The sequence below is a fragment of the Burkholderia sp. Tr-20355 genome (assembly GCF_017104685.1).
In the GTDB taxonomy this organism is placed as follows: Bacteria; Pseudomonadota; Gammaproteobacteria; order Burkholderiales; family Burkholderiaceae; genus Burkholderia; species Burkholderia seminalis.
The window spans coordinates 69358-90199 of the sequence record NZ_JAAGPK010000001.1 but is presented as its reverse complement, the minus strand read 5'-3'; the positions used below and the strand labels follow the sequence as shown (position 1 = coordinate 90199).

Below are 20842 nucleotides of genomic sequence, written 5' to 3'. Positions count from 1 at the left end.
GGGTATACGATTACCGTTCCAGACAATAAAAGCGGACCGACGTTCCGAATCATGTCCTATAGTCAGTCAGCAGACATCATTCGACAACGGGACGCATCGACGTCCACGGAGGAGACGTGAAGCTGAAACAGGCCATCGACCGCATACCGGGCGGGCTCATGCTGGTCCCGATGCTGCTCGGCGCGTGCGTGCACACGTTCGCGCCGAACGCCGGGAAGTACTTCGGCTCGTTCACCAACGGCCTGATCGCGGGCACGGTGCCGATCCTCGCCGTCTGGTTCTTCTGCATGGGCGCGACGATCAACCTGCGCGCGACCGGCGTCGTGCTGCGCAAATCGGGCACGCTGCTCGCGACCAAGATCGTGGTCGCGTGGCTGGCGACCCTGATCGCCGCACGGTTCATCCCCGACGACGGCATCCGCACGGGCCTCTTCGCGGGCCTGTCGCTGCTCGCGATCACGACGTCGATGGACATGACCAACGGCGGCCTCTATGCGGCCGTGATGCAGCAGTACGGCAGCAAGGAAGAAGCCGGTGCGTTCGTGCTGATGTCGATCGAATCGGGGCCGCTCGTCAGCATGCTGATCCTCGGCGCGGCGGGCGTCGCGGTATTCGAGACGCGGCTCTTCGTCGGCGCGGTGCTGCCGTTCCTGATCGGCTTCACGCTCGGCAACCTCGATGAAGACCTGCGCGAGCTGTTCGGGCGCTGCGTGCATCCGCTGATCCCGTTCTTCGGCTTTGCGCTCGGCAACGGCATCGATCTCAACGTGATCGCGAAGAGCGGGCTGCCGGGCATCGCGCTCGGGCTCGCGGTGATCGTCGTGACGGGCGTGCCGCTGATTCTCGCGGACAAGTTCGTGGGCGGCGGCAACGGGACAGCCGGGCTCGCCGCGTCGTCGACGGCGGGCGCCGCCGTGGCGAACCCGGCGATCATCGGCGAGATGATTCCGAAGTTCAAGCCGATGGTGCCGGCCGCGACGGCGATCGTCGCGACGGCTTGCCTCGTGACGGCGATTCTCGTGCCGATCCTGACGGCGATGTGGGCGAAGCGGGCGGCCAGAATGTCAGGCATGCCGATCATCGTTGCGGCGCGGGCCGGGCATGGCGCGCCGATCGAACATGAAGGGCATGTTTGAGAGGGAAGGTTCGAGCCCGCCTTTCAGGTTCCGGCTGCGGGTCGATTCATGTTCGATGACATGAAAACCCCGGGAAATCGACGCGTTTCCCGGGGTTTTGTTCGTTGGTGTCGGCGCGCGCTCCGGACCCGGACGCGCGTCAGCCGCGCGGCGCTACGCCACGTTTCAGTCGAACGTATGCACGATGGCGGACGCCTTGGTGGCGATCAGCCAACTGCCGTCCACCTTGTGCATGACGAAGTGATCGTTGAACAGCCGGCTTCCGATCCGCACCCGCACCGTCGCCGTCGAAAGGCCGTCCGAGACGTGCGCCATGGAGAGGATCGCCTCGTCTCGGGGTGCGCCGGTTGACCGAGGGCTCGGCCTCCCGTTGACGAGCGCCTCGTACTCCGACGACGACAGCGTGCGCAGCCGGCCTTCGTCCAGCCACTGAATCAGGCAGCTCGGGTGAAAGACCTTGTTGAAGTCACGGCTCCTCGGCTCGTAAGCCAGATTGAAGTAATCCTCGATCAACGCGACGACGGCTTGGGTCTGGGTCATGACTGGCTTTCCTCGAGAGTGAACGGCTCGTATAGTGAGCGATCGTCCTCGCCTCGGCTACGGCGGCCCGGTTATCGCTGCCATTACAGGAACTCATGGATCATGGAAGACCTCGACGGAGGACTTGTCGGCGGCTTGCTCGTGCTTGCGGCCATCGCCGAATCCGGGAGCTTTGGCCGTGCGGCATCTCGTCTGGGCAGGACTCAGCCGGCGGTCAGTCGCGCCATTCAGCGACTGGAAGACCGCCTGCACGCGAAGCTCGTGCATCGCACCAGCCGGCACGTCGAAGTGACGGACGCTGGCCACGCGCTGTTGTCGAAAGTGCGGCCGTTGCTCCAGGGAATCGAAGAGGCGACCGCCGAAGCCGCCGGCCAGACCTCGGTCGTCAACGGAACGCTCCGTGTGGCGTGCGACGCGGCGTTCGCTCGACTTGTGCTGGCGCCGGAGCTGGCCCAGTTCATGAAGGATTACCCGGCGCTTCATGTGAAGCTGGAAACCCGGAACGACCTGTCGGATCTGGTAAGCGACGGTTTCGATCTCGCGATACGATTCGGGCCGCCGTCCGTTTCCACGTTGGTCTGTCGCAGGCTGTACAGCCCGCGGGTCCTGACGGTGGCCGCGCCGTCCTACCTGGCGCAACGCGGCCGGCCGAGGTCGCCGCAGGATCTGGTCGATGACGGCCATGAATGCATCCTGGCCATCGATCCGGCTACCGGTCGGCCCTTCGACTGGGAATTCTGGCGCGACAACGAGAAAGTGAAAGTGGCTGTCAACGGGAATCTGATCGTCACGGATGCGGGAACCAAAATCGGCGCGTGCGTTGCAGGCTTCGGGATCGCCCAGCTGATCGACCTCGGAATCGACGCGCACCTGCGTGCCGGCACGCTGGAGCCGATCCTGACGGACTGGAGCGACGAGACGTTCCCGCTTTATGTCTATTACCCCAGCCGGAGTCACGTTCCGGCCAAGGTACGAGCGTTCATCGACTTTGTCGTCGGCATGATGCCCGGGCTGCAGTCGAAGGGCCATGGCGCTGGCGAGCGGCCGTCATCGGCCGTGCTCGAAACGCTGCATCGCGCATAGTTTTCCGGCGTTCATGCCGAGGGTGCCGGCCGCGACAGTATGGTATGCCTTGGGGTGGCGATGTGGGCAGCCAGTGTCAGGGGTACCGTCCGCACCCGCGTTCGGCTTCTACAGCGAAGGCATTCCCCGAGGCGCTTCGACAGTGTCGCGGCTCACGGTAGTGTAGAACACGTGGAACCACACCCAATGGGTGGCAATCCCGTCGCGGGATCGAGATGCTTGGTTTTCGCGATCTTGCCGATGCGTTCGTCCGAGGGCTTCTGCGGCGGCGTCCGCCGCGCATTGAAACATTTGACGAGCAATATCCCGCGCGGCGTCAGCGGGTCGAGCAAGTTTGCCACGTAATACTGCGTGTCGGCATTCCCCAGATCCGCAGCGTTTTGAATATACCGACGCGCCGCATCTTCATCATGCTGAAGGCGAGATTCGGCCGTACTTCACTTACATCAGGCAACGGACTGAGAGCGTTTTCGCTCTTCGATCAAGTCGCCAGCAGGCACGAAGCAGAACTATAGAAGCTCTACGCATGACTAATGGAGCCCACTTCGTGGCCGAATTCGAGCGAGAGATTGGCCACGCGGAGTTGCTGAATAAGTCGATCAAGTCTGATCAAGATACGCAATGAGTTCCCATGCCACTTGTTCGACGTGCTGGCGTGTACCCATCATACTGTCGAGCACTGCCAGCTTTCTCGGCTCATGCACAACGACAGACGGCAACGCATCGCCCTTGAGAAACCGGCGCTGCGTATCACCAATCTGGCCGGTCGCGAGTTTCGCGCACCAAACGCCGTCCTCCGGGCAGGATTGACCGGTGTGAGCGATCGTGCCCAACGGCAGGCGGGACGCGACGCTTTCCGGTTGCTCGGTCTGTGACGTCTTGTCTACCGCTCCCTGAACTGGCAACCCCGTCGCAGGATCGAGATGCTTGGCTTTCGCCATCTCGTTGATGAAATCATCCGAAGGCTTCGGCGGCGGCGCGGCTGCATCTTGCTCCTTTTGCCACTGGAATGTCCCATCCCACGCCGGGAGCTTCGCTGGAGGCAACGGAACAATCTTGTCGAGGTCGGGAACCTTGGGATTGCGGCTCTCGTTACTATCAAGAAATTTTCCGATCAAACGATAACGACGCGAGCGCTCTGGATCATGCGCGAGCGCCAGGTACGAAAGACGATTTGATGTCTCTGGACCATTGAATCCATCTTCGAGAGCCAACGCAGCCTGGGCATTCCCTGCCTTTACACCTTGTTGAAAAAATGAAACAGCATCCGAATATTTTGAATCGTTTTTTAAATTGATCCCCAAATAATTGGCGGCGTCTCCGTATCCTTGATCGGCAGCACATTGTCTCATTTGAAGCGCAACCTCGGGAGCTCGATCATGTGGCGCCAGTTGCTCTGCAACATATGTTTGCGCCTCAGGACTTCCCATGTCGGCAGCCTTCCTGAAATACCGTAAAGCCATCTCGGTGTCTTGCTTCAAGCCGTATCCAATTTCGAGATAGTGACCGATATCATAATAACCACCAGGAACTCCATCTTCGATTAGCTTTTTTGCTAGCTCAATGGTTTCCTTTGCTCCATCGGGGGAGTTGGCTAGCCCTTGAGAAATCAGCTTCTGTGCATTGGTGTTGGCTTTGTAGTGACCATACGCCGAAGCGACTCGATAGTATCGGACGATTTCATTGAAATCCTTAGGACCATCAAGCTTCTGCAAATACCGACCATACTGAAACAATTGATCTGCCCGCGGATCCAGCGGCGGAAGGTGCTCACTCTCGTGCACGCAAGTGAATGCGAGATTGGCCCGCACAGCCGACATATCGGGTAAATTTGATTCCACAGAGTCTTCCTTATGGGTGCATGCACAGCCCAGCAACACGATTACATAAATTACAAGCGACTTTCTCATTTTTCAGTCTTTGTAGGTGCGTTCGTTTGACGTGCGCATGAAACGAACGATCGAAGCGATGGGTGATTGCTTGCCTCCACCTTGAAGGTCGGCATTGTTGTTGAGGATAATCTCCCACTTATTGAAAGCTTGCCCAGAATCGTCCTGCGCCCCCACCTTATTTGTATGCAGACTCCACAGCTGCTGCCGTAACCTCTTGGTCACGTCACCATTCTCATGACAGATGTTGAGTTCGCTATCTGCCTCCATGCTACGTGTGTTGATGTTCGCCGACCCGAGCGTCATGAACACGTCATCGATCGTCATCAATTTTGCATGAACGTAGACGGGCACCCAGTTGCCTGGCGGAGAATCCGGAGCCACGAGCGTACAGACATGAACCTTGAGGCCATCGTATTCCTTGTTCAAGACCGGCTGGGGCACGCTCTTCATGTTCGATGCTATCGATTCTCGCTGCTGTTTCAACTGCTCGATTCTCGCCTTCGCATCGGCAACCCGCTTTGCCGAGTCAGGCGAGTCGACAATGCCTTGCACTTCAAGAGCCCCAAGTAACGCTTGGTTTGCCTGCGACTGCTGATCCGCAACCGCTGCCATCTGATCCTTCAGAGCAGTCTGGCGAGCATCCTCTTGCTCCAACGTCGCGACACCCGGAATGCTCTGCGCCTTTCCCAACGCGTTCAGCATCCGGTAAGTATTGACGGTCCCGGTTCCGACTGCCTCGTCACCGGAATTCGTGATGGCAAACAGATACAGCGGACCATGCTCGGTGACGTTGCGCCCCCAACTGACGTGCTTGGCAGCGACCGCTTTGATTGCATTCGCAAGCGGCGGCCATCGAAAATATTGATTCTGGATAAAGATGTGTTGCGTTGCGTTGTTCACCGCTTGCAAATAAAGCTTCTCGATATCGCGCCGCCCCTTCTGGGACTGTGTACGCACGATCTGAGCCATCATCGGCGTATCACCGCCCGGAACGTATCGGACCTTGAGGCGGTCCTTAAGACCCTCCCGTGCCTTGCCTAGGCCTTGGCCGGTAGCGTCATCCCATGCCTGACAGAAGTTCGCATTCAGATGCTGCAACACCGGACCGGTCACATAGCTGGAGATGTCCTGCCACGGGCTCGGACCGTTACGCCCGGTCGAAGGTGTCTCTGGCTTGTAACTGTGAGCGTCCGTATCCCAGTACTGATCGAGCATGTTGTGCCCCATCACAAAACCGACGGCATTCTCCGGGCTCTCATAATCGACAAGCACCATCTTTTGGTGGTGTGTCGGAATTCCGGCACCCATGCCAACACTGTTCATCGCCTTGGTTTGGAGGTCGCGATCCTTGTCTTTACCATGCCAGAAAGTACGCCATGCAATCTCCGCCCGATTGGAGGGACTGAAGCCACGAGTGGCGAAGTCGATATTCTTCAGCGCATGCTCTTTGTAGTACCGTGCACGCGCTTTTTCGTAGGCCAGCTTCGCCAGCGGCGACAGAGGCGACAGGGGTGATAACAGCGAAGTGCTTGTTACGTTATTCAAGTCAGCGCGCCAATACCATTCCGCGTCGAATTTTCTTTCTTCGTCAGTTTGATAGTCACGGGACAACATCGAGCTCCGACGATAGATATCGTCGGATATATGTTGCTTTAACCCGGTCACTGCGTCGTAGCCGGGCATGTTGTTCTCGCCCAATTCGGTGAGATACAACGGGTCCCGCCAACACAGCAATCGGATTTTGACGCCCTTCTGCCCCTTCTGCTCAAGCAATTCTCCGATCCGAAGCGAGTTACCTTTGCGCCTGAAATACATGGACGGCTGAAACCCCCAGCAAATGATGTCGATGGTATGCTGAGCTCCCATGAGTACATCGTAGAGCGTCCCGAACGCTTCTTCGCCGTTTACCAAGGGCCTGAATGTTGCCTGCTTCGCGGCGTATTCAGTAAATTGCAGAAACCATGGCAGCGTCGCCGTCGCGTTCGACGTATGATTCAGCGCCAGCGGCGTGGTGAAGGTATTGTTCGGCGTTGCCATGAGCTATGCGTCCGAAGAAGGATTCAGCAGATCGTTGTACTGTTGTCGGTGGACAGCCCGATCGGGAGCAACTTCGTCCTCGGGCGAACTCTCGAGGAACTGAAACCCCTGATTGGCGAGTTTCCCGTTCGCCGCATCGCGATACTCGCCCGGCACCGGAATCTCATGCCTCACCCCGTTCGCCATCTCCAGCGTGTACTTCTGCGTGGTGACCTGGTGATCGATCGGCAACTGCCCCGTCTTGTCGAATACGCCCTGTTTGACCAGCGCCCCGTCCGCATAGAGCTTGTAAGGCATGCCGACCGGAACGACACCGGTGGCAGACGGCGAAGCCATCGTATTCAGCATCAACCGACGCGTCGGCAAGTCCTTGAACGCCGGATTGGTCACGTCCATGCTCGTCGGACCACTGAACGCATGCTGCGCACCCTTCACGTCGATCTTGCCCGGCGCATGAATCTCGATATCGCCGCCTTTGAGACGGATGTACGCACCGCCGGACGTCAGCAGAATTTCCTGCTGTGCCGATGCGTGGACCTTCTCGGTAACAGATGCCAGCAATAGCGACTTCTGCGCTGTCACCTCGACGTTGTCCGCGTGAGTCTGGACCTCGATTTTCCCTTTTGCCGCAAACAGCTTCATCCCGGCATTCTGCACGAACAGGCTCAGTTTCTCCGTAATGCTGGCAACGAGTGACTTGCCGGTGGCAACGTGCGTGCTTTGCCCGCTAACGATATTGACATGCTCATCGGCTGCTACGTGCGTCGACTTCTGCGTCGACAGACCGATGCCGGCAGGTGCCGCAACCAGGATCACGGGCAGCTTGAACGCGCCGGCATCGCCCGTCCCTCCACCCGCTGTCACCCCCCCTCCGCCCGTCGCCCCTGATTCGTGGTGCTGCGTCGCATCGGCGAATGCCTTGAAGGTGTCGTGGCCGTCCTTCAGGCTTTCCGCCGTCGACGTCTCGCTCGCTTGCGACAGGCCGTCGAGCATATTCACCGAACCGTTCAATTGACGCGTCGCCAAGGTGGTATCAAGCGGCTGGCCGGCGACCGGGTGTGTCGTCACGAACAGCCCTCGCCCTGCCCGTAGCGCGCCATAGGCCTCCGAACTCAGATCGAAGCCCTTGCCCAGATAGCTGCCGCGCGTGTTGTCGGTCTGGTCGATCAGGTAGCCCAGGTGCAACGCCGCGTTCGAACTGCTGCTGTACAGGTGCACGCGGTTCTGGCCCGTCGAATCGTCCATCACCATCTGGTTGTAACCGCTCCCCGAGAACTCCTGGGACCGGTAACCCGACAACAGGGCATTCGAATGCCATCGTGGCTTTACGCCCCCGTTGTATACCCGATGTAGTGCAATCGGACGATCGATGTCGTTCCCGATATGGCCAATCAGCAGTTCTTCGCCCGCGCGCGGCATATGAACGCCGCCATAACCGTCGCCGGTATCGGATTGCGCGACGCGCACCCAGCACGACGCCCGCTCGTCGCCTTCGTTGTGCCGATCCCAGATGAACAGCACCTTGATCCGGTTCAGGTCGTCGGTATACGCCTGCGCCCCCTTCGGACCGGCAACGATGGCCGATTCGAGCTTTGCTTCGGGCTTTTTGTGTTCGAGGGGGCTGTGATACGGGACCGACGTGCGTTGCGCTTCGATCGCAACGCGATAGAAGCCCGCCGAGCCGTCGACATGCGACACGGTGAACAGCTTCTCGGTGTCGTCCGCATCGGCCTGCTTCACTGCCTGATAGAGACTATGCGGGTAATTCGCTTCGTGCCCGGAAAGCGGGATGTTGTTGACGATGATCCACTCGACGTCGATCACCGCGAACTCTCGATGGTCGGCCGCGTCCTGATCATGCTCGGGATGTCCGGTCAGCGTGAACCGCCGTCCCGCATCGATGCGGCGCACCCCGCCGACGCCGTCATAGCGTTTGGCCTGCGACTCCCATTCCTCCATGCGGATCTTGCTGAGATGGTCGCCACGCTCCTGTTCGGGGTACGTATAGCCGCCCGTGTATTCATACACCTCGGCCTGCGACGGGAGATCGCCCTGATTGGCCATCGTGGGAATCGAAGTCGCCTTCGGATTGGCCGGCGTGGCCGGACTCTTGTAGTCGAACGTTCGCGTCGACAACAGGACGGACTGCAGTGTCCGGGTTCCGGCCCACTGCGTAAGGGCGTTCACTTCACCATGAACGCTCGCGCGGGAAAAATCGACTGTCGGAGGCGCAAGCGGCTCGAGCGCCTGAAGACGATCGGTAATCACCAGTGTATGCGACTTTCCATCCTGAGCCTGCTTCCAGATACCGTACAAGCCCTCGGATTCGAGGAGCCGGTGCACGAAATTCCAGTCGGTTTCATCCTGGCGGCAGTAGGAGCGTGAGGGTAGCGGTTGCGATAATTCAAAGCGATACATTCCGCGCGCCTGCGGATGATCATTGAATACCTCGGTAATGATCGCGTCGACGCTTTTGTCTTGCCAGTGACGCTGGTCGCGGCGAAATTTCAGGAAATGCAGCCACGATGAAAAACTGAGCTGGTAGCAAGCGAGGCCGCCGTCCACACCGAGTTTTCTCGCGGTATGCACATAGCCGTGGTGAGGAAGATAGGTTTTGTCGGTCTGCTGGACCCACAGCGTGATCGGCTGCGAAATCAGTGTCTTGAGCTGAACATCGTTCGATGTCGACACGCAGTCGATCATGAACAGGTAATCTCGACCGATGCGGGACTGTCCGAACACCCGGTGCGGGATCAAAACGTTGCTGCCAAGCGGTGTATCGAGCTTGAGAAGCCGTTCCTGCTGGGCCAGCCCTCCCGTGATTGCCCCGATCATGCTGTGCGCATCCATAGCGCCTCTCTCAGAATTATGTTGTTCTTGATCTGTGATTCTACGAATGACGATTCTGTGACGTCAATCGGGTGGAATTCAAACAATTGAAAACCGTAATCATTAAGTCATGCATGTGAATGCATTTGGTAATATAAATCCAACGGCGAAACGCATTGACCGCAAGACCAGATTACGCCGCGATCGAATTCGCCACAGACGAATACATCACGCAGAAGCAACGCACAGTCATCATGTGTCGCTGACTGTTGCGGCCCGCCGATGCCACGCGTACTGCATCGCACGTCGCCGAAAAACTGCAAGTCGCCAGATATTCCAGCCCGAAGGGCTCCGGCCCTTGCACGACAACACCTGCCTGCCGTCGCTCATCAGGCCACATAACGCCCGAGCGGCGATCCCTGCCCCGTACGCCCTAATGGCGCAGATCGACGTACCGGGGTCGGGATATGCATCGTCCATCTATTCGTTACTGGTGCCCACAGCAAATCAAACCCACCTCACCCCTGAACGCTGAGCGCCTTCTCGAGCGCGGCGATCAGCTTGAACGCATCGTCCCGCCCGATCAGAAAACCGCGGCTGGTGTACTCGCATCCGAACGCATAGAAGCTCGGCAGCAGTGTCACCATGTCCTTCTGCCGATCGAGATCGACTTCACATTTCGTCAACGGGAAGAACGGGGGTGCCTCGGCCGGCATGTTGTACACGATGTTCTCCTAGTACATTTTGCGCGGCGGCAGCATGCGCTTCGCACGCAGGCGCTGCCTGGCCACGGCGCTGGCCTTTTTCCGCTTGCGTTCGGTCGTCGGCTTTTCATAGCCGGTGCGACTGCGCAGCTCCCGGATCAGCCCGGTTTTCTCGATGCCGCGGCGGAATCGCCGCAGCGCGACATCGATCGGTTCGTTGACCTTCAGCGTAATGGTTGTCATCAGGGTCCTGTTTCAGGGAAAGGAAAAGGGAAAGGGGGAACGCAAAACTAGCCAAGCCGTGTCATGACGGCACTCGCGATCCCGTCCGACTCGAATTCCGAATATCCGGCTCCAATCGACAGTGCGCGTACCGCCGCGAACATCTGCAGTTCCTGCTGATGGCACAGCGCCGAATCGGCGACTCCGGCAGGCACGGCCGTGCCCGTCCACGTCACCTCGCGTCGTCCGATCAATCCAAGCAGTTCATCGACAATCATTTCGCTCTCCGAATTCATCACGCATTGCATTGCCTGACCGCGTCGCATCAAAGCGAGGCGGCGAAGAAATCCTGTTTGTCGCGATTGCTGTCGATGATGCTCTCGGCGAAGCGCAGCGAAGCGCGACGCGCGTCGCCGGCGTTGTCGAACGGGCGACGCTCACGCACCATGAAAGTCTGGCTGCGGGTCAGCGTATCGTCGGTGCCGCGAAGGCAAATCTTGACCGCCGCGTCGAAACCGGCATCGTAGTTGTGCGGGCTGCCATTGGGCGCCGGCACGTGAGGGTAAATCAGTGGATAAATCTCGAATCCACGGTAGATATGCATGCTCATGACGAACTCCTGGCGTTCGGCCACGGCGCATCGCATGGGCGAACACATCCGGCCTGCATCCCCGTTGCGGGGCGGGCAGGTAGGGTGAATGGGACAACGTTGCAGCGCGGAGGCGGGGCGATGCAGCAAGCGGGTATTAGGAGGGGCGAGCGGCCGGTGGGCGGATGCCGGCTCGAATGAACCCATCATACGCGCATCGTTTGTCGGACGCCCAACTAATTCCGGGTTGTGCGCGACCAGGCGCGCGGGTGCAGCCGGACGGCACACGGTGTCCGGCCACGAAGCCGACACTCGCCGCGCCATCCGATCCGGATCGCGATTACGGCGCCGGCAAGCGCTTCTTCGGGCGCGATTTCGTGAGTGCGGCGGGTTTGGGCGGCACCCAGTTCAATGCGGTGCCGAGCCTGGGCAGCATGATGGCCGGCTTGGCGCGCGGCGGCGGCTTGTTGCTGCGGGACTGACTTCGGGTCATGCGGGTTCTCCTGCCGCACCGCTTGCGCGATCCGATGAGCGTGACGCGTCAAATCGCGCGCGCGGCCGAACACGCGCACGGCGATGCATGCCCGGGATCGGCATGCGCGCGAGTTCGACGGCGGTGCGTCACCCGTGAAGCGGCGACGACGCGCCGCCTCATGAACGATGCTGACGCACCCGGGCAATGAATTACAGCGGGGTGATGTTCGCTGCCTGCAGGCCCTTGGGGCCCGTCTTCGTCTCGTAGCTGACCTTCTGGCCCTCGGCGAGCGTCTTGAAGCCCTCACCGCGAATCTCGGAGAAGTGGGCGAACAGATCGTCGCCGCCGCTGTCGGGCGTGATGAAGCCGAAACCCTTGCTATCGTTGAACCACTTGACGGTACCGTTATCCATGTTAGATCTCCTGAAAGTATGGACGAGCGCACGCATCCGAAAAGACGCGGACACAAAAAAATAATCAAGGAGGGAGAGGACAACGAATACCGCAGGCTGCGGTCGATGATGAGCAGCAATCGCGCTTCTTGAATACTTACGCGGCCGACAGTACGCCTCGTCAACAGGTGTGTCAAGCGCTTTCGGTCGAGGGGCAGAACGCGCGACCGTCGTTCGCACCGTCCCGACGACACGCTCAGAGGGACGCCAGCAAGCGCAACTGATGTTCGGTTTCGGTGCCGTTGATCAACGCGAAGAACGCGGTCTCGCGACGCTCGATCGCCGACAGACCCTCGGTGTCGGAGAAGATGTTCCATGCGACGCCGTCGACATGCGCGAACCGGCCGCGCGACCGTGCAAACGCCCGCAACAGCGGGCTCGCCTCGCGGCGAAGCACCCGGCGATCTTCATTCAATACGTACGGCGCCCAGCCGGCACGCAGGACGAGATAACAGGGAATGGCACTGCGATCGATTTTCATGGGCACGCCGTTTCTTCCGGAGGTACGTTGCCGATCTCGCTCGTGTCGACGCGAACCACTGAACAGCGCTTGCTCCACTATACGCGCTACCGCTGCCGTGCATGCCGTCGCCGCGGCGCGAAGGCCCGTCGCGGCTGCGGAAATCCGCTCGAAATTTCGCTATACAAACGGATTGAACGGCGTACGATCGAGGCGACGGATGACCGGCGGCCGATTCCGGCGCGTTGCGCCGCGTCCCTCCTTGAATTCGATCGGGCCCCTCACCGCGACCGATCGCCCCGGCGCCGTCGAGCGGCCGTGATGCCCCCTTCCTGTCCCGTCGCTTGAGCGTGGCTCCGAAGCAGTTCCGGAGCAGCGGGCTTTCTCCTCTCCCTGCGGGCGGCATCCGGTTTGCCGGTCCATTCTTCCCCCTCCCGCGCCAGCCCACTCGCGGTAACCCGACAGGGAGGCGCCCATGCGCTTCGACACGACACGTTTCCGGATCGACCCGACACCGCGCAGGGCGGACGGCGAATACATCGCGCATGCGCGGATCACCACGATTCTCCTGGACGGAGATGAACGGGAAGTGCACGCCAGCGGCGATCTCGCCGGCTTCGATGCGCGCGATGATGCAGTCGCCTACGCGACCCAATGGGCCAAAGGATGGCTGAGCGCGCAGTTCGGTTGAGCACGGACGATCCGCAACCGGGCAGGCAACCCGCCGCCGCGGAACGCGGACCGTTCGAGCGCTGCCGGCTTCGCGCGCGGCCGGCGCGAGCGTGAACCCGGGCCAGGCGCTAAAATCCGCCGCCTGGGCATTCACGACGAGCAAGCGTTTTGACGGCGTTCGAGCAGGGTTTCATCCTCACCCGCCACTGGCGGGACACCGCATCCGGCATCGAGATCGAGTTCTGGCTGGCAACCGAACACGGTCCGCGCCGCGTGCGCTTGCGCCCGCAGGAAGCCGTCGCGTTCATTCCGGCCGAACAGCAGGCACTCGCCGAACGCGCGCTGGCCGGCGAGCGCGAAGCCGAATTGCGTCCGCTCGCGTTGCGCGACTTCCGGCAGCGCCCGGTCGTCGGCCTCTATTGCAAGCGCTACCGTCATCTGTCCGCGCTCCAGAAGCGCCTGGCCGCCGCCGGCGTCGACGTCTACGAGGCCGACGTGCAACCGCCCGACCGCTACGCGATGGAGCGCTTCATCACGGCGTCCGTGCAGTTTCGCGGCCAGCCCGGTCGCGACGGCACGCTGACCGTCGCCGAGCTGAAGCCCGCCGACGGCTACCGCCCGACGCTGCGCTGCGTGTCGCTCGACATCGAAACCAGCGTCCACGGCGAACTGTATTCGATCGCGCTCGAAGGCTGCGGGCAACGCCAGGTCTACATGCTCGGCCCGCCCAACGGCGATGCAAGCGGCGATGCCGGCCCCCTCGATTTCGACCTCGACTACTGCGATACCCGGCCCGCGCTGCTCGCGCGGCTCAACGAATGGTTCGACGCGCACGATCCCGATGCGGTGATCGGCTGGAACCTCGTGCAGTTCGACTTGCGCATCCTGCATGCGCATGCGGAGCAATACGGCATCCCGCTGAAGCTCGGGCGCGGCGGCAGCGTGCTCGACTGGCGGGCGCACGGCCAGCAGCCCGACCACTTCTTCGCGGGCGCGGCCGGCCGGCTGATCCTCGACGGCATCGACATGCTGAAATCCGCGACGTGGACCTTTCCGTCGTTCAGCCTCGAGTACGTGTCGCAAGCGCTGCTCGGCGAAGGCAAGTCGATCGACAACCCGTACCAGCGGATGGACGAAATCCAGCGCCGCTTCGATCACGACAAGCCGGCGCTCGCACGCTACAACCTGAAGGACTGCGAGCTCGTCACGCGTATTTTCGACAAGGCCGACCTGCTGTCCTTCGCGCTCGAACGCGCGAGCGTCACGGGCCTCGCGGCCGATCGCACCGGCGGCTCGGTCGCGGCGTTCACGCACCTGTACCTGCCGCGCATGCACCGGCTCGGCTACGTCGCGCCGAACCTCGGCGACGTGACGGGACAGAACAGCCCTGGCGGCTTCGTGATGGATTCGCGCCCCGGGCTGTACGACTCGGTGCTCGTGTTCGATTACAAGAGCCTTTATCCGTCGATCATCCGCACGTTCCTGATCGATCCGGTCGGCCTGATCGAAGGACTCGCGAACCCCGGCGACGACGCCTCGGTGCCCGGCTTTCTCGGCGCGCGTTTCTCGCGCACCGCGCATTGCCTGCCCGATGTCGTGCGCCGCGTATGGGAAGGCCGCGACGATGCGAAGCGGCAGCGCAACGCGCCGCTGTCGCAGGCACTGAAGATCATCATGAATTCGTTCTACGGCGTGCTCGGCTCGACGGGTTGCCGCTTCTTCGACCCGCGCCTCGCGTCGTCGATCACGATGCGCGGCCACGAGATCATGCACCGCACGCGCGAGCTGATCGAGGCGCAGGGTTACGAAGTGATCTACGGCGATACCGATTCGACGTTCGTGTGGCTCGGCCGCGCGCACGACGACGACGAGGCCGGCGCCAAGGGCCGCGCGCTCGTCGGGCACGTGAACCGCTGGTGGCAGGCGCACCTGCGCGACCGCTTCGGGCTCGAGAGCGCGCTGGAACTGCAGTACGAGCGGCACTACCGCCGCTTCCTGATGCCGACCGTGCGCGGCGCGGAAGAAGGCAGCAAGAAGCGCTACGCGGGCCTCGCGGCCGCGGCCGGCGGCGGCGAGGACCTCGTCTTCAAAGGGCTCGAGACGGTACGCACCGACTGGACGCCGCTCGCGCAGCAGTTCCAGCGCGAGCTGTACCGGCGCGTGTTCCGGCGCGAGCCGTACCAGGATTTCATCCGCGACTACGTGCGGCGCACGCTGGCCGGCGAATTCGACGACCAGCTCGTCTACCGCAAGCGCGTGCGCCGGCCGCTGCGCGAATACGAACGCAACGTGCCGCCGCACGTGCGCGCCGCGCGGATCGCCGACGAGTTCAACCACGCGCAGGGCCGGCCGCTGCAGTATCAGCGCGGCGGCTGGATCAGCTACGTGATGACGACGGCCGGCCCCGAGCCGCTCGAAACGATGCGCTCGCCGATCGACTATGCGTTCTACCTGAGCCGCCAGCTCCAGCCCGTCGCCGACGCGATCCTGCCGTTCCTGCGGGACGATTTCGAGCGCGTGATCTCGGGGCAGGGGCAATTGTTCGGCGACTGACGCGCCGGCGCCGCGCGGCTCATTCTTACTCGTTCTGAAACACTGCTGGAACGGATTCTCCATTTATCCGGGCGGTGCGGGTTCCTAAACTTGCATCGTCGGTTCAGCCAAGCGAATGCGTGCAGGACCGTAACGAAACCGTCTGAGGAAACCGTGAAATCCGTCATCGTCACCATCGCCGCCGTCGCCGCTACCGCCACCGCTCTGCTCGCCGCGCCGGCCGTGTCGTACGCGCAGTCGTCTCACTCGACGCTCACGCGCGCCCAGGTCCGCCAAGAGCTGTTCGACCTCGAATCGGTCGGCTACGTGCCGATTGCCGCCGACGGTGACAACTATCCGGGCGACATCGTCGCCGCGCAGGAACGCCTGGCCGCCAAGCGCCTCGCCGAACGCGAGCACGCCGAGGCGGCCTACGGATCGAACGGCGCACCGGCTACGGAAGCGGGCACGCCGGCGGTGGCGACCGTGAAGCCGTAACGCGCGCGGCCGGTTGCGTCGGGACAGAACGCCGCCGGGCCGCTTGCCGCGCGTCCGGCTAAAATACCGGCCTGCCGCGCCTCCCGCCGCGGCCGGAGAACCTTCATCATGACCGCACGTCGCGGTGCCGCGGTCGTCATCACACCCGGCCACGAAGCAGCCAGCCTGTCGAAAGCCCAGAAAACGTTCAATACGCTCGTCAAGCAGATCGAGCAGCGGCGCGAGCGGCTCGGCGCGTGGGACGCCGTGATGCCCGCGTTCCAGAAGAAATTCGTCGACGGGCTGCTGCCGCTCGAACAGGCGTCGACCGCGTTGCGGATCCGCTTGCTCAATCTGCTCGACGACGCGTTCCTGCAGAAGGGCTTGAGCAAGGCCGAGCAGCGCACGCTGTCCGCGCTGATCGCCGACATGGCGCGCAACCTGCTCGACTTCAGCGACGACGCGCAGTTGAAAATCATCTACAACCGGCACGCCAAATCGGACGACGACCGCCCGGCGGCCGATCACGCACCCGCGAAGCAGCATGCGGAGCCGACTCCCGACGTGGCGCCGGCGGACGATCTCGACATGCTGTCGCCCGACAAACTCGCCGAGCGCATGCAAGCCGAGCTGGACGAACAGTTCGAGCGCGACATGGCCGCCCACGAGGCCCGCGAGGCACAGCGCGCCAAACGCAGGAAAGCACCCCGGCAATCGGCCGCGGCGGCGAGGCGCGAAGCCGAGCAGGCCGAATCGAGCAAGTCGATCCGCGAGGTCTATCGCAAGCTCGCGAGCGCGCTGCACCCCGATCGCGAAACCGATCCGCAGGAGCAGGCACGCAAGACCGTGCTGATGCAGCGGGTCAACCACGCGTATGCAAAAGGCAACCTGCTGCAATTGCTGGAACTGCAGCTGGAGATCGAACAGATCGACCGGCGCGCGATCGACGGCCTGAGCGAAGACCGGCTGACCCGCTACAGCGGCATCCTGGAGGAGCAGATTCGCGAGCTCGATCAGGAGATCCGGCACGTCGAGAACGACTTCCGGCGAACTTACGGGATCGCGCCATCGGTCAAGCTGGCGCCCGATACCGTGATGCGCACGCTCACGCGCGACATCGCCGCGATGCAGCGCAGCAACCACGACCTGACCGTGACGCTGCGCGAGTTCGACGATCCCGAAAACGTCCGCGACTGGCTGAAGGACATGAAGCGCCGGCCGGCTTCGTCGCGCTTCGACGACGATTCTTTCTAGGCGCGTCGCCGAGCAACCCGCAGTTGCCGAGCATCAACGCGACGGAACCTTCCCGACGACCGGCTGCGATGCGAATGCGGTTTCGACATACGCGAGGAAGTCGGAGGCGGGCCGCGTCAGTTGCAGCCCCGGTGGCGTGAGCCGGTACAGTTGAAGCGGCGGCGGTGACATCGGCAGCGGCAACGGCGTCAGCTTCTGGCCGAAAACGGTCTCGGCGAGCGAGTGCCGGGTCCACGAAAAGACGGCGTCGGTGGTCAAGAGCAGGCTGTAGAACAGCGCATACGACGTACAGCGGGTGACGCAGTGCGGCGGCGGCAGCCCCGCCCGCTCGTGCAGATCGCGGATGTACGCGGGAAAGCTCTCGCTCGCGTCGGCGTGGATCCACTCCGCTTCGCGCAGCGCATCGAGCGACGTCGCGCCGGCAAAACGTCCGTTCTCGCGCGTGACGAACACGGTGTCGAAGGCGCGAATCGCCTTCACGTCGGCCGATTCTGCGAGCGGGCCCGTGACGGCCGCAAACGCGAGGTCGAGTGTCCGGTTGCGCAACTGCTCGGCGAGCTGGGTAAACGTCAGCTCGCGCAGTTCGCACTCGACGTGCGGCCAGTGACGGCGAAACGTCGCATACGCATCCGCGAAGCCCGTCACCGCGACGATTGGCGTGAAACCGATCACGAGCCGGCCGTCGCGCAAGCCCTTCATGTGCGCCATGTCCTCGCGCGCCCGTTCGAGCTCGCGGACCACCGCCTGCGCACGCCCGAGCAGCGCGTCGCCTTCCGGCGTCGGCACGACGCCCCACGGCATGCGCTCGAGCAGCGGCACGCCGAACTCGTTCTCCATCTCCTGGATCGCCTTGCTGACCGCCGGCTGGGTCACGTGCAGCGCGGCTGCGGCGCCCTTGATGCTGCCGGCCGTCGCCACGGCGACGAGTGCGCGCAATTGATGGGTTTTCATGATGTGGAATGTATCACCGGAAGTTATTTATATCAAAATTGGTGAGTTTTTTGAGCGGGTGGGTCTCCCTATGCTTGGCCGTGACGGTCGCGAGGCGGCCGATCTCATGGAGCTCATCAATGACGCAGGACCTTGCTCACGTGCTCGCGGCCATCCGCGAGTCCGAGTCCCGATTCATCGCGATCCGGCGCGACATCCACGCCCATCCCGAACTCGGCTTCGCCGAAACCCGCACCGCGCGGCTCGTCGCCGAACGGCTGGCCGAATGGGGCTATGACGTGACGACCGGTGTCGGCGGGACCGGCGTCGTCGGCCGGTTGCGGCGCGGCGCATCGGCGCGCACGCTCGGCCTGCGCGCCGACATGGACGCGCTGCCGATCCAGGAGGCGACCGGGCTGCCGTATGCGAGCACCGTCGAGCGCACGATGCACGCGTGCGGGCACGACGGCCATACGGCGATCCTGCTCGCCGCGGCGCACTATCTCGCCCGCCAGGGGCGTTTCGACGGCACGCTGAACCTGATCTTCCAGCCGGCCGAGGAAGGGCTCGGCGGCGCGAAGCGGATGATCGACGACGGACTGTTCGAGCGATTCCCGTGCGAGCGGGTGTATGCGCTGCACAACGCGCCGGGCGTGCCGGTCGGTCATTTCGCGCTGCGCTACGGCCCGATGATGGCGTCGTCCGATTCGGTGACGATCACGCTGACCGGCAATGGCGGCCACGGGGCGATGCCGCAGCTCGCGAGCGATCCGATCGTCGCGGGCGCATACATCGTCACCGCGCTGCAGTCGATCGTCTCCCGCAACATCGACCCGGCGAAGCCGGCGGTCGTGACCGTCGGCACGTTTCACGCAGGCACCGCGCCGAACGTGATTCCGCACAGCGCAACGCTGCAGTTGTCGGTGCGCGCACTCGACGCGGCCACGCGCAATGAAATCGAGGCGCGAATCCACCGGATCGTCGACACGCATGCGCAAGCGTACGGCATGACCGCGCAGGTCGACTACCAATCGATCTCGCGCGTCGTCGACAACAACCCCGCCGCGTCGGATCTCGCGGTGGAGACCATCGCGGCGCTGGCCGGCGACGGCGCGCTCACGCTCCTGCCCGACGGCGTGATGGGCAGCGAGGACTTCTCGTGGATGACCGAATGCGTGCCGGGTTGCTACGTGCTGCTCGGCAACGGCGTCGATTCGCAAGGCGGCTGTTCGGTGCACAACCCCGGTTACGACTTCAACGACACCGCGCTGAGTTGGGGCGCGGCCTATCTCGCCGGGGTCGCCGAGCGCTACCTGAAGGTCATCTGACGAGCGCGTGCGGGGAAAGGCGACGTATCCGCTGCCATCACGATAAGGAATCCAAATGAAAAAACGAATTGCACTGAGCGCCGCCTGCCTTGCACTCGGCGCAGGCCACGCGCGTGCCGTGCCGTACCAGGACACGCTGCTCGCCGCCGTCCCCGAGTACAACGGCCGCATGGCGGAAGGCGTCGCACTGTACGGCTCGGTGGACATGGGGATCAATTACCAGACGGTCGGCGGCCGCTCGTTGTGGCAGACGCAGAGCGGCGGTGAGTGGACGTCGAAGTTCGGCCTGTTCGGCCGCGAGAACCTCGGCGGCGGCTGGCGCGCCGAGTTCAATCTCGAGAGCGGATTTCTCGCCAACAGCGGTGCGCAGCAGGACCCGCAATCGACCTACAACCGGCAATCCTGGGTCGGCCTGTCGTCGGACAGCTACGGGCGGCTGCGTTTCGGCAAGCAGATCGGAACGGCACTGCCGCTGTTCATCGACGTGTTCGGCACGGTGGGCACGAACTCGGTCTATACGTGGCTCGGTGCGGCGGCGGTGCAAACGAGCCGTGGCGTCGGCTACAACTCGGACCTCGGCCCGGGCGCGACACAGTTGCCGGCGCGCATCGACAACGCGATCACATACCGCACGCCGATCGTCGCCGGCACCACGTCGCTGATGCTGATGCTCGCCCCGAGCAACGTGGCCGGACGCGCACCGGCCGCCTCCGCACAAGGGGTGCTGCTGCAGTGGTACAACGGCACCACCTATCTGGCGGCGAGCTACAACCAGGCCTGGGGCGTCAATGGCGCGAGCACCGTGCGCAACGACCTGTACGGATTCGGCGTCGTCCACGACACCGGGCGGCTCGTGCTGTCCGCGTCCTTCAACCAGTACGCGCCGAAGCTGGCCGGCGACGGTATCGCGCGCGTCTACACGGTCGGCACGATCGTGCCGTTCGGGGTCAATGCGATCCGCGCGTCGGTCGTCTACCGCGACACGTCGGGCGTGCGCGACGCAACCGGCCGGCCGGCGAAGGACTCGGCGCTCGGCGTGATGCTCGGCTACGACTACCTGCTGTCGAAGCGCACCGGCCTCTATGCCCGCGCCGGTTTCATCCGCAACTACGGGATCTCGACCGTCCTGCTGAACGGCAATCCGTTGCCGACCGAGCCCGGCAGCACCGCGCCGCGCACCGGGACGACGCCGGTCACGATGTCGCTCGGCATGTATCACAACTTCTGACC

At 62.8% G+C, this 20842-nt stretch carries 22 protein-coding genes; 10 read left to right on the top strand and 12 right to left on the bottom strand.

Annotation, left to right across the window (positions count from 1 at the left end; translation table 11 throughout):
- Positions 1-116 precede the first annotated feature (116 nt).
- Complete coding sequence (gene kdgT, locus G3N62_RS00430) at positions 117-1136, top strand: 2-keto-3-deoxygluconate transporter (RefSeq protein ID WP_034189680.1); 1020 nt, start codon at positions 117-119, stop codon at positions 1134-1136.
- A 165-nt stretch (positions 1137-1301) separates the two neighbouring features.
- On the opposite strand, the gene G3N62_RS00425 is transcribed toward kdgT, so the two are convergent.
- Entirely contained in the window at positions 1302-1676 is a 375-nt protein-coding gene (locus tag G3N62_RS00425) for a nuclear transport factor 2 family protein (protein WP_124670705.1), read from the bottom strand.
- A gap of 102 nt (positions 1677-1778) precedes the next feature.
- Between G3N62_RS00425 and G3N62_RS00420 the strand changes: the two genes are divergently transcribed.
- On the top strand, positions 1779-2759 hold the full coding sequence (locus G3N62_RS00420) for a LysR family transcriptional regulator (protein WP_124670706.1): 981 nt from the start codon (positions 1779-1781) through the stop codon (positions 2757-2759).
- Positions 2760-2911: 152 nt separating this feature from the next.
- Here G3N62_RS00420 and G3N62_RS36340 read toward each other — a convergent pair whose 3' ends face one another.
- A complete protein-coding gene (locus tag G3N62_RS36340) occupies positions 2912-3001 on the bottom strand; it encodes a hypothetical protein (protein WP_346778198.1) in 90 nt (29 codons plus the stop codon).
- Between G3N62_RS36340 and G3N62_RS36335 the strand changes: the two genes are divergently transcribed.
- On the top strand, positions 2975-3274 hold the full coding sequence (locus G3N62_RS36335; protein WP_185733110.1) for a hypothetical protein: 300 nt from the start codon (positions 2975-2977) through the stop codon (positions 3272-3274). The genes G3N62_RS36340 and G3N62_RS36335 overlap by 27 nt on opposite strands.
- 84 nt (positions 3275-3358) lie before the next feature.
- Here G3N62_RS36335 and G3N62_RS00410 read toward each other — a convergent pair whose 3' ends face one another.
- From G3N62_RS00410 to G3N62_RS00380, 7 genes are all read right to left on the bottom strand, one after another.
- Complete coding sequence (locus G3N62_RS00410) at positions 3359-4669, bottom strand: sel1 repeat family protein (RefSeq protein ID WP_185733111.1); 1311 nt, start codon at positions 4667-4669, stop codon at positions 3359-3361.
- 3 nt (positions 4670-4672) lie between these two features.
- Positions 4673-6688: a phospholipase D-like domain-containing protein gene (locus G3N62_RS00405; protein ID WP_124670708.1), complete on the bottom strand. Its 2016-nt coding sequence runs from the start codon at positions 6686-6688 to the stop codon at positions 4673-4675.
- Between the two features lie 3 nt (positions 6689-6691).
- Positions 6692-9538 carry a type VI secretion system tip protein VgrG gene (locus tag G3N62_RS00400; protein ID WP_069705924.1) on the bottom strand — a complete coding sequence of 949 codons (2847 nt, stop codon included), beginning with the start codon at positions 9536-9538 and terminating at the stop codon, positions 6692-6694.
- 497 nt (positions 9539-10035) lie between these two features.
- Positions 10036-10242 (bottom strand): hypothetical protein, encoded by a 207-nt coding sequence (locus tag G3N62_RS00395; protein WP_034189686.1) that lies wholly within the window; start codon positions 10240-10242, stop codon positions 10036-10038.
- A 9-nt stretch (positions 10243-10251) separates the two neighbouring features.
- Positions 10252-10464, bottom strand: a complete 213-nt coding sequence (rpsU, locus tag G3N62_RS00390) for a 30S ribosomal protein S21 (protein ID WP_034189687.1) — start codon at positions 10462-10464, stop codon at positions 10252-10254.
- Positions 10465-10511: 47 nt separating this feature from the next.
- Entirely contained in the window at positions 10512-10721 is a 210-nt protein-coding gene (locus G3N62_RS00385) for a hypothetical protein (RefSeq protein WP_034189782.1), read from the bottom strand.
- A 47-nt stretch (positions 10722-10768) separates the two neighbouring features.
- On the bottom strand, positions 10769-11053 hold the full coding sequence (locus tag G3N62_RS00380) for a hypothetical protein (protein ID WP_034189783.1): 285 nt from the start codon (positions 11051-11053) through the stop codon (positions 10769-10771).
- Positions 11054-11229: 176 nt separating this feature from the next.
- On the opposite strand from G3N62_RS00380, the gene G3N62_RS00375 reads away from it, so the two are divergent.
- Positions 11230-11514: a hypothetical protein gene (locus G3N62_RS00375; RefSeq protein WP_154233781.1), complete on the top strand. Its 285-nt coding sequence runs from the start codon at positions 11230-11232 to the stop codon at positions 11512-11514.
- Between the two features lie 202 nt (positions 11515-11716).
- Here G3N62_RS00375 and G3N62_RS00370 read toward each other — a convergent pair whose 3' ends face one another.
- Positions 11717-11920 (bottom strand): cold-shock protein, encoded by a 204-nt coding sequence (locus G3N62_RS00370; protein WP_034189689.1) that lies wholly within the window; start codon positions 11918-11920, stop codon positions 11717-11719.
- Between the two features lie 235 nt (positions 11921-12155).
- On the bottom strand, positions 12156-12440 hold the full coding sequence (locus tag G3N62_RS00365; RefSeq protein WP_034189690.1) for a hypothetical protein: 285 nt from the start codon (positions 12438-12440) through the stop codon (positions 12156-12158).
- A 454-nt stretch (positions 12441-12894) separates the two neighbouring features.
- Here G3N62_RS00365 and G3N62_RS00360 point away from each other — a divergent pair, with 454 nt between their 5' ends.
- The 4 genes from G3N62_RS00360 (at position 12895) to G3N62_RS00345 (ending at position 17354) form a co-directional block, all read left to right on the top strand.
- A complete protein-coding gene (locus tag G3N62_RS00360; RefSeq protein ID WP_049035401.1) occupies positions 12895-13110 on the top strand; it encodes a hypothetical protein in 216 nt (71 codons plus the stop codon).
- Between the two features lie 149 nt (positions 13111-13259).
- A complete protein-coding gene (locus tag G3N62_RS00355; protein ID WP_034189692.1) occupies positions 13260-15644 on the top strand; it encodes a DNA polymerase II in 2385 nt (794 codons plus the stop codon).
- Between the two features lie 153 nt (positions 15645-15797).
- Positions 15798-16121, top strand: coding sequence for a DUF4148 domain-containing protein (locus G3N62_RS00350; protein ID WP_034189693.1), 324 nt, complete (start codon positions 15798-15800; stop codon positions 16119-16121).
- Positions 16122-16229: 108 nt separating this feature from the next.
- The gene (locus G3N62_RS00345) at positions 16230-17354 is read left to right on the top strand and encodes a J domain-containing protein (RefSeq protein ID WP_124670709.1); all 1125 of its coding nucleotides are present in this window, start codon (positions 16230-16232) and stop codon (positions 17352-17354) included.
- A gap of 33 nt (positions 17355-17387) precedes the next feature.
- Here G3N62_RS00345 and G3N62_RS00340 read toward each other — a convergent pair whose 3' ends face one another.
- Positions 17388-18305 (bottom strand): LysR family transcriptional regulator, encoded by a 918-nt coding sequence (locus tag G3N62_RS00340; RefSeq protein ID WP_034189695.1) that lies wholly within the window; start codon positions 18303-18305, stop codon positions 17388-17390.
- 119 nt (positions 18306-18424) lie between these two features.
- On the opposite strand from G3N62_RS00340, the gene G3N62_RS00335 reads away from it, so the two are divergent.
- Together G3N62_RS00335 and G3N62_RS00330 are read left to right on the top strand one after the other, a co-directional pair.
- Complete coding sequence (locus G3N62_RS00335) at positions 18425-19612, top strand: M20 aminoacylase family protein (RefSeq protein ID WP_059556361.1); 1188 nt, start codon at positions 18425-18427, stop codon at positions 19610-19612.
- A gap of 55 nt (positions 19613-19667) precedes the next feature.
- Positions 19668-20840, top strand: coding sequence for a porin (locus G3N62_RS00330; RefSeq protein ID WP_049032063.1), 1173 nt, complete (start codon positions 19668-19670; stop codon positions 20838-20840).
- Positions 20841-20842 lie beyond the last annotated feature (2 nt).

Coding starts and splice junctions, on each gene's coding strand:
- G3N62_RS00425 (WP_124670705.1), bottom strand. CDS start 1,676: ATGACCCAGACCCAAGCCGTCGTCGCGTTGATCGAGGATTACTTCAAT.
- G3N62_RS00420 (WP_124670706.1), top strand. CDS start 1,779: ATGGAAGACCTCGACGGAGGACTTGTCGGCGGCTTGCTCGTGCTTGCG.
- G3N62_RS36335 (WP_185733110.1), top strand. CDS start 2,975: ATGCTTGGTTTTCGCGATCTTGCCGATGCGTTCGTCCGAGGGCTTCTG.
- G3N62_RS00410 (WP_185733111.1), bottom strand. CDS start 4,669: ATGAGAAAGTCGCTTGTAATTTATGTAATCGTGTTGCTGGGCTGTGCA.
- G3N62_RS00405 (WP_124670708.1), bottom strand. CDS start 6,688: ATGGCAACGCCGAACAATACCTTCACCACGCCGCTGGCGCTGAATCAT.
- G3N62_RS00400 (WP_069705924.1), bottom strand. CDS start 9,538: ATGGATGCGCACAGCATGATCGGGGCAATCACGGGAGGGCTGGCCCAG.
- rpsU (WP_034189687.1), bottom strand. CDS start 10,464: ATGACAACCATTACGCTGAAGGTCAACGAACCGATCGATGTCGCGCTG.
- G3N62_RS00385 (WP_034189782.1), bottom strand. CDS start 10,721: ATGATTGTCGATGAACTGCTTGGATTGATCGGACGACGCGAGGTGACG.
- G3N62_RS00380 (WP_034189783.1), bottom strand. CDS start 11,053: ATGAGCATGCATATCTACCGTGGATTCGAGATTTATCCACTGATTTAC.
- G3N62_RS00375 (WP_154233781.1), top strand. CDS start 11,230: ATGAACCCATCATACGCGCATCGTTTGTCGGACGCCCAACTAATTCCG.
- G3N62_RS00370 (WP_034189689.1), bottom strand. CDS start 11,920: ATGGATAACGGTACCGTCAAGTGGTTCAACGATAGCAAGGGTTTCGGC.
- G3N62_RS00365 (WP_034189690.1), bottom strand. CDS start 12,440: ATGAAAATCGATCGCAGTGCCATTCCCTGTTATCTCGTCCTGCGTGCC.
- G3N62_RS00360 (WP_049035401.1), top strand. CDS start 12,895: ATGCGCTTCGACACGACACGTTTCCGGATCGACCCGACACCGCGCAGG.
- G3N62_RS00345 (WP_124670709.1), top strand. CDS start 16,230: ATGACCGCACGTCGCGGTGCCGCGGTCGTCATCACACCCGGCCACGAA.
- G3N62_RS00340 (WP_034189695.1), bottom strand. CDS start 18,305: ATGAAAACCCATCAATTGCGCGCACTCGTCGCCGTGGCGACGGCCGGC.
- G3N62_RS00335 (WP_059556361.1), top strand. CDS start 18,425: ATGACGCAGGACCTTGCTCACGTGCTCGCGGCCATCCGCGAGTCCGAG.
- G3N62_RS00330 (WP_049032063.1), top strand. CDS start 19,668: ATGAAAAAACGAATTGCACTGAGCGCCGCCTGCCTTGCACTCGGCGCA.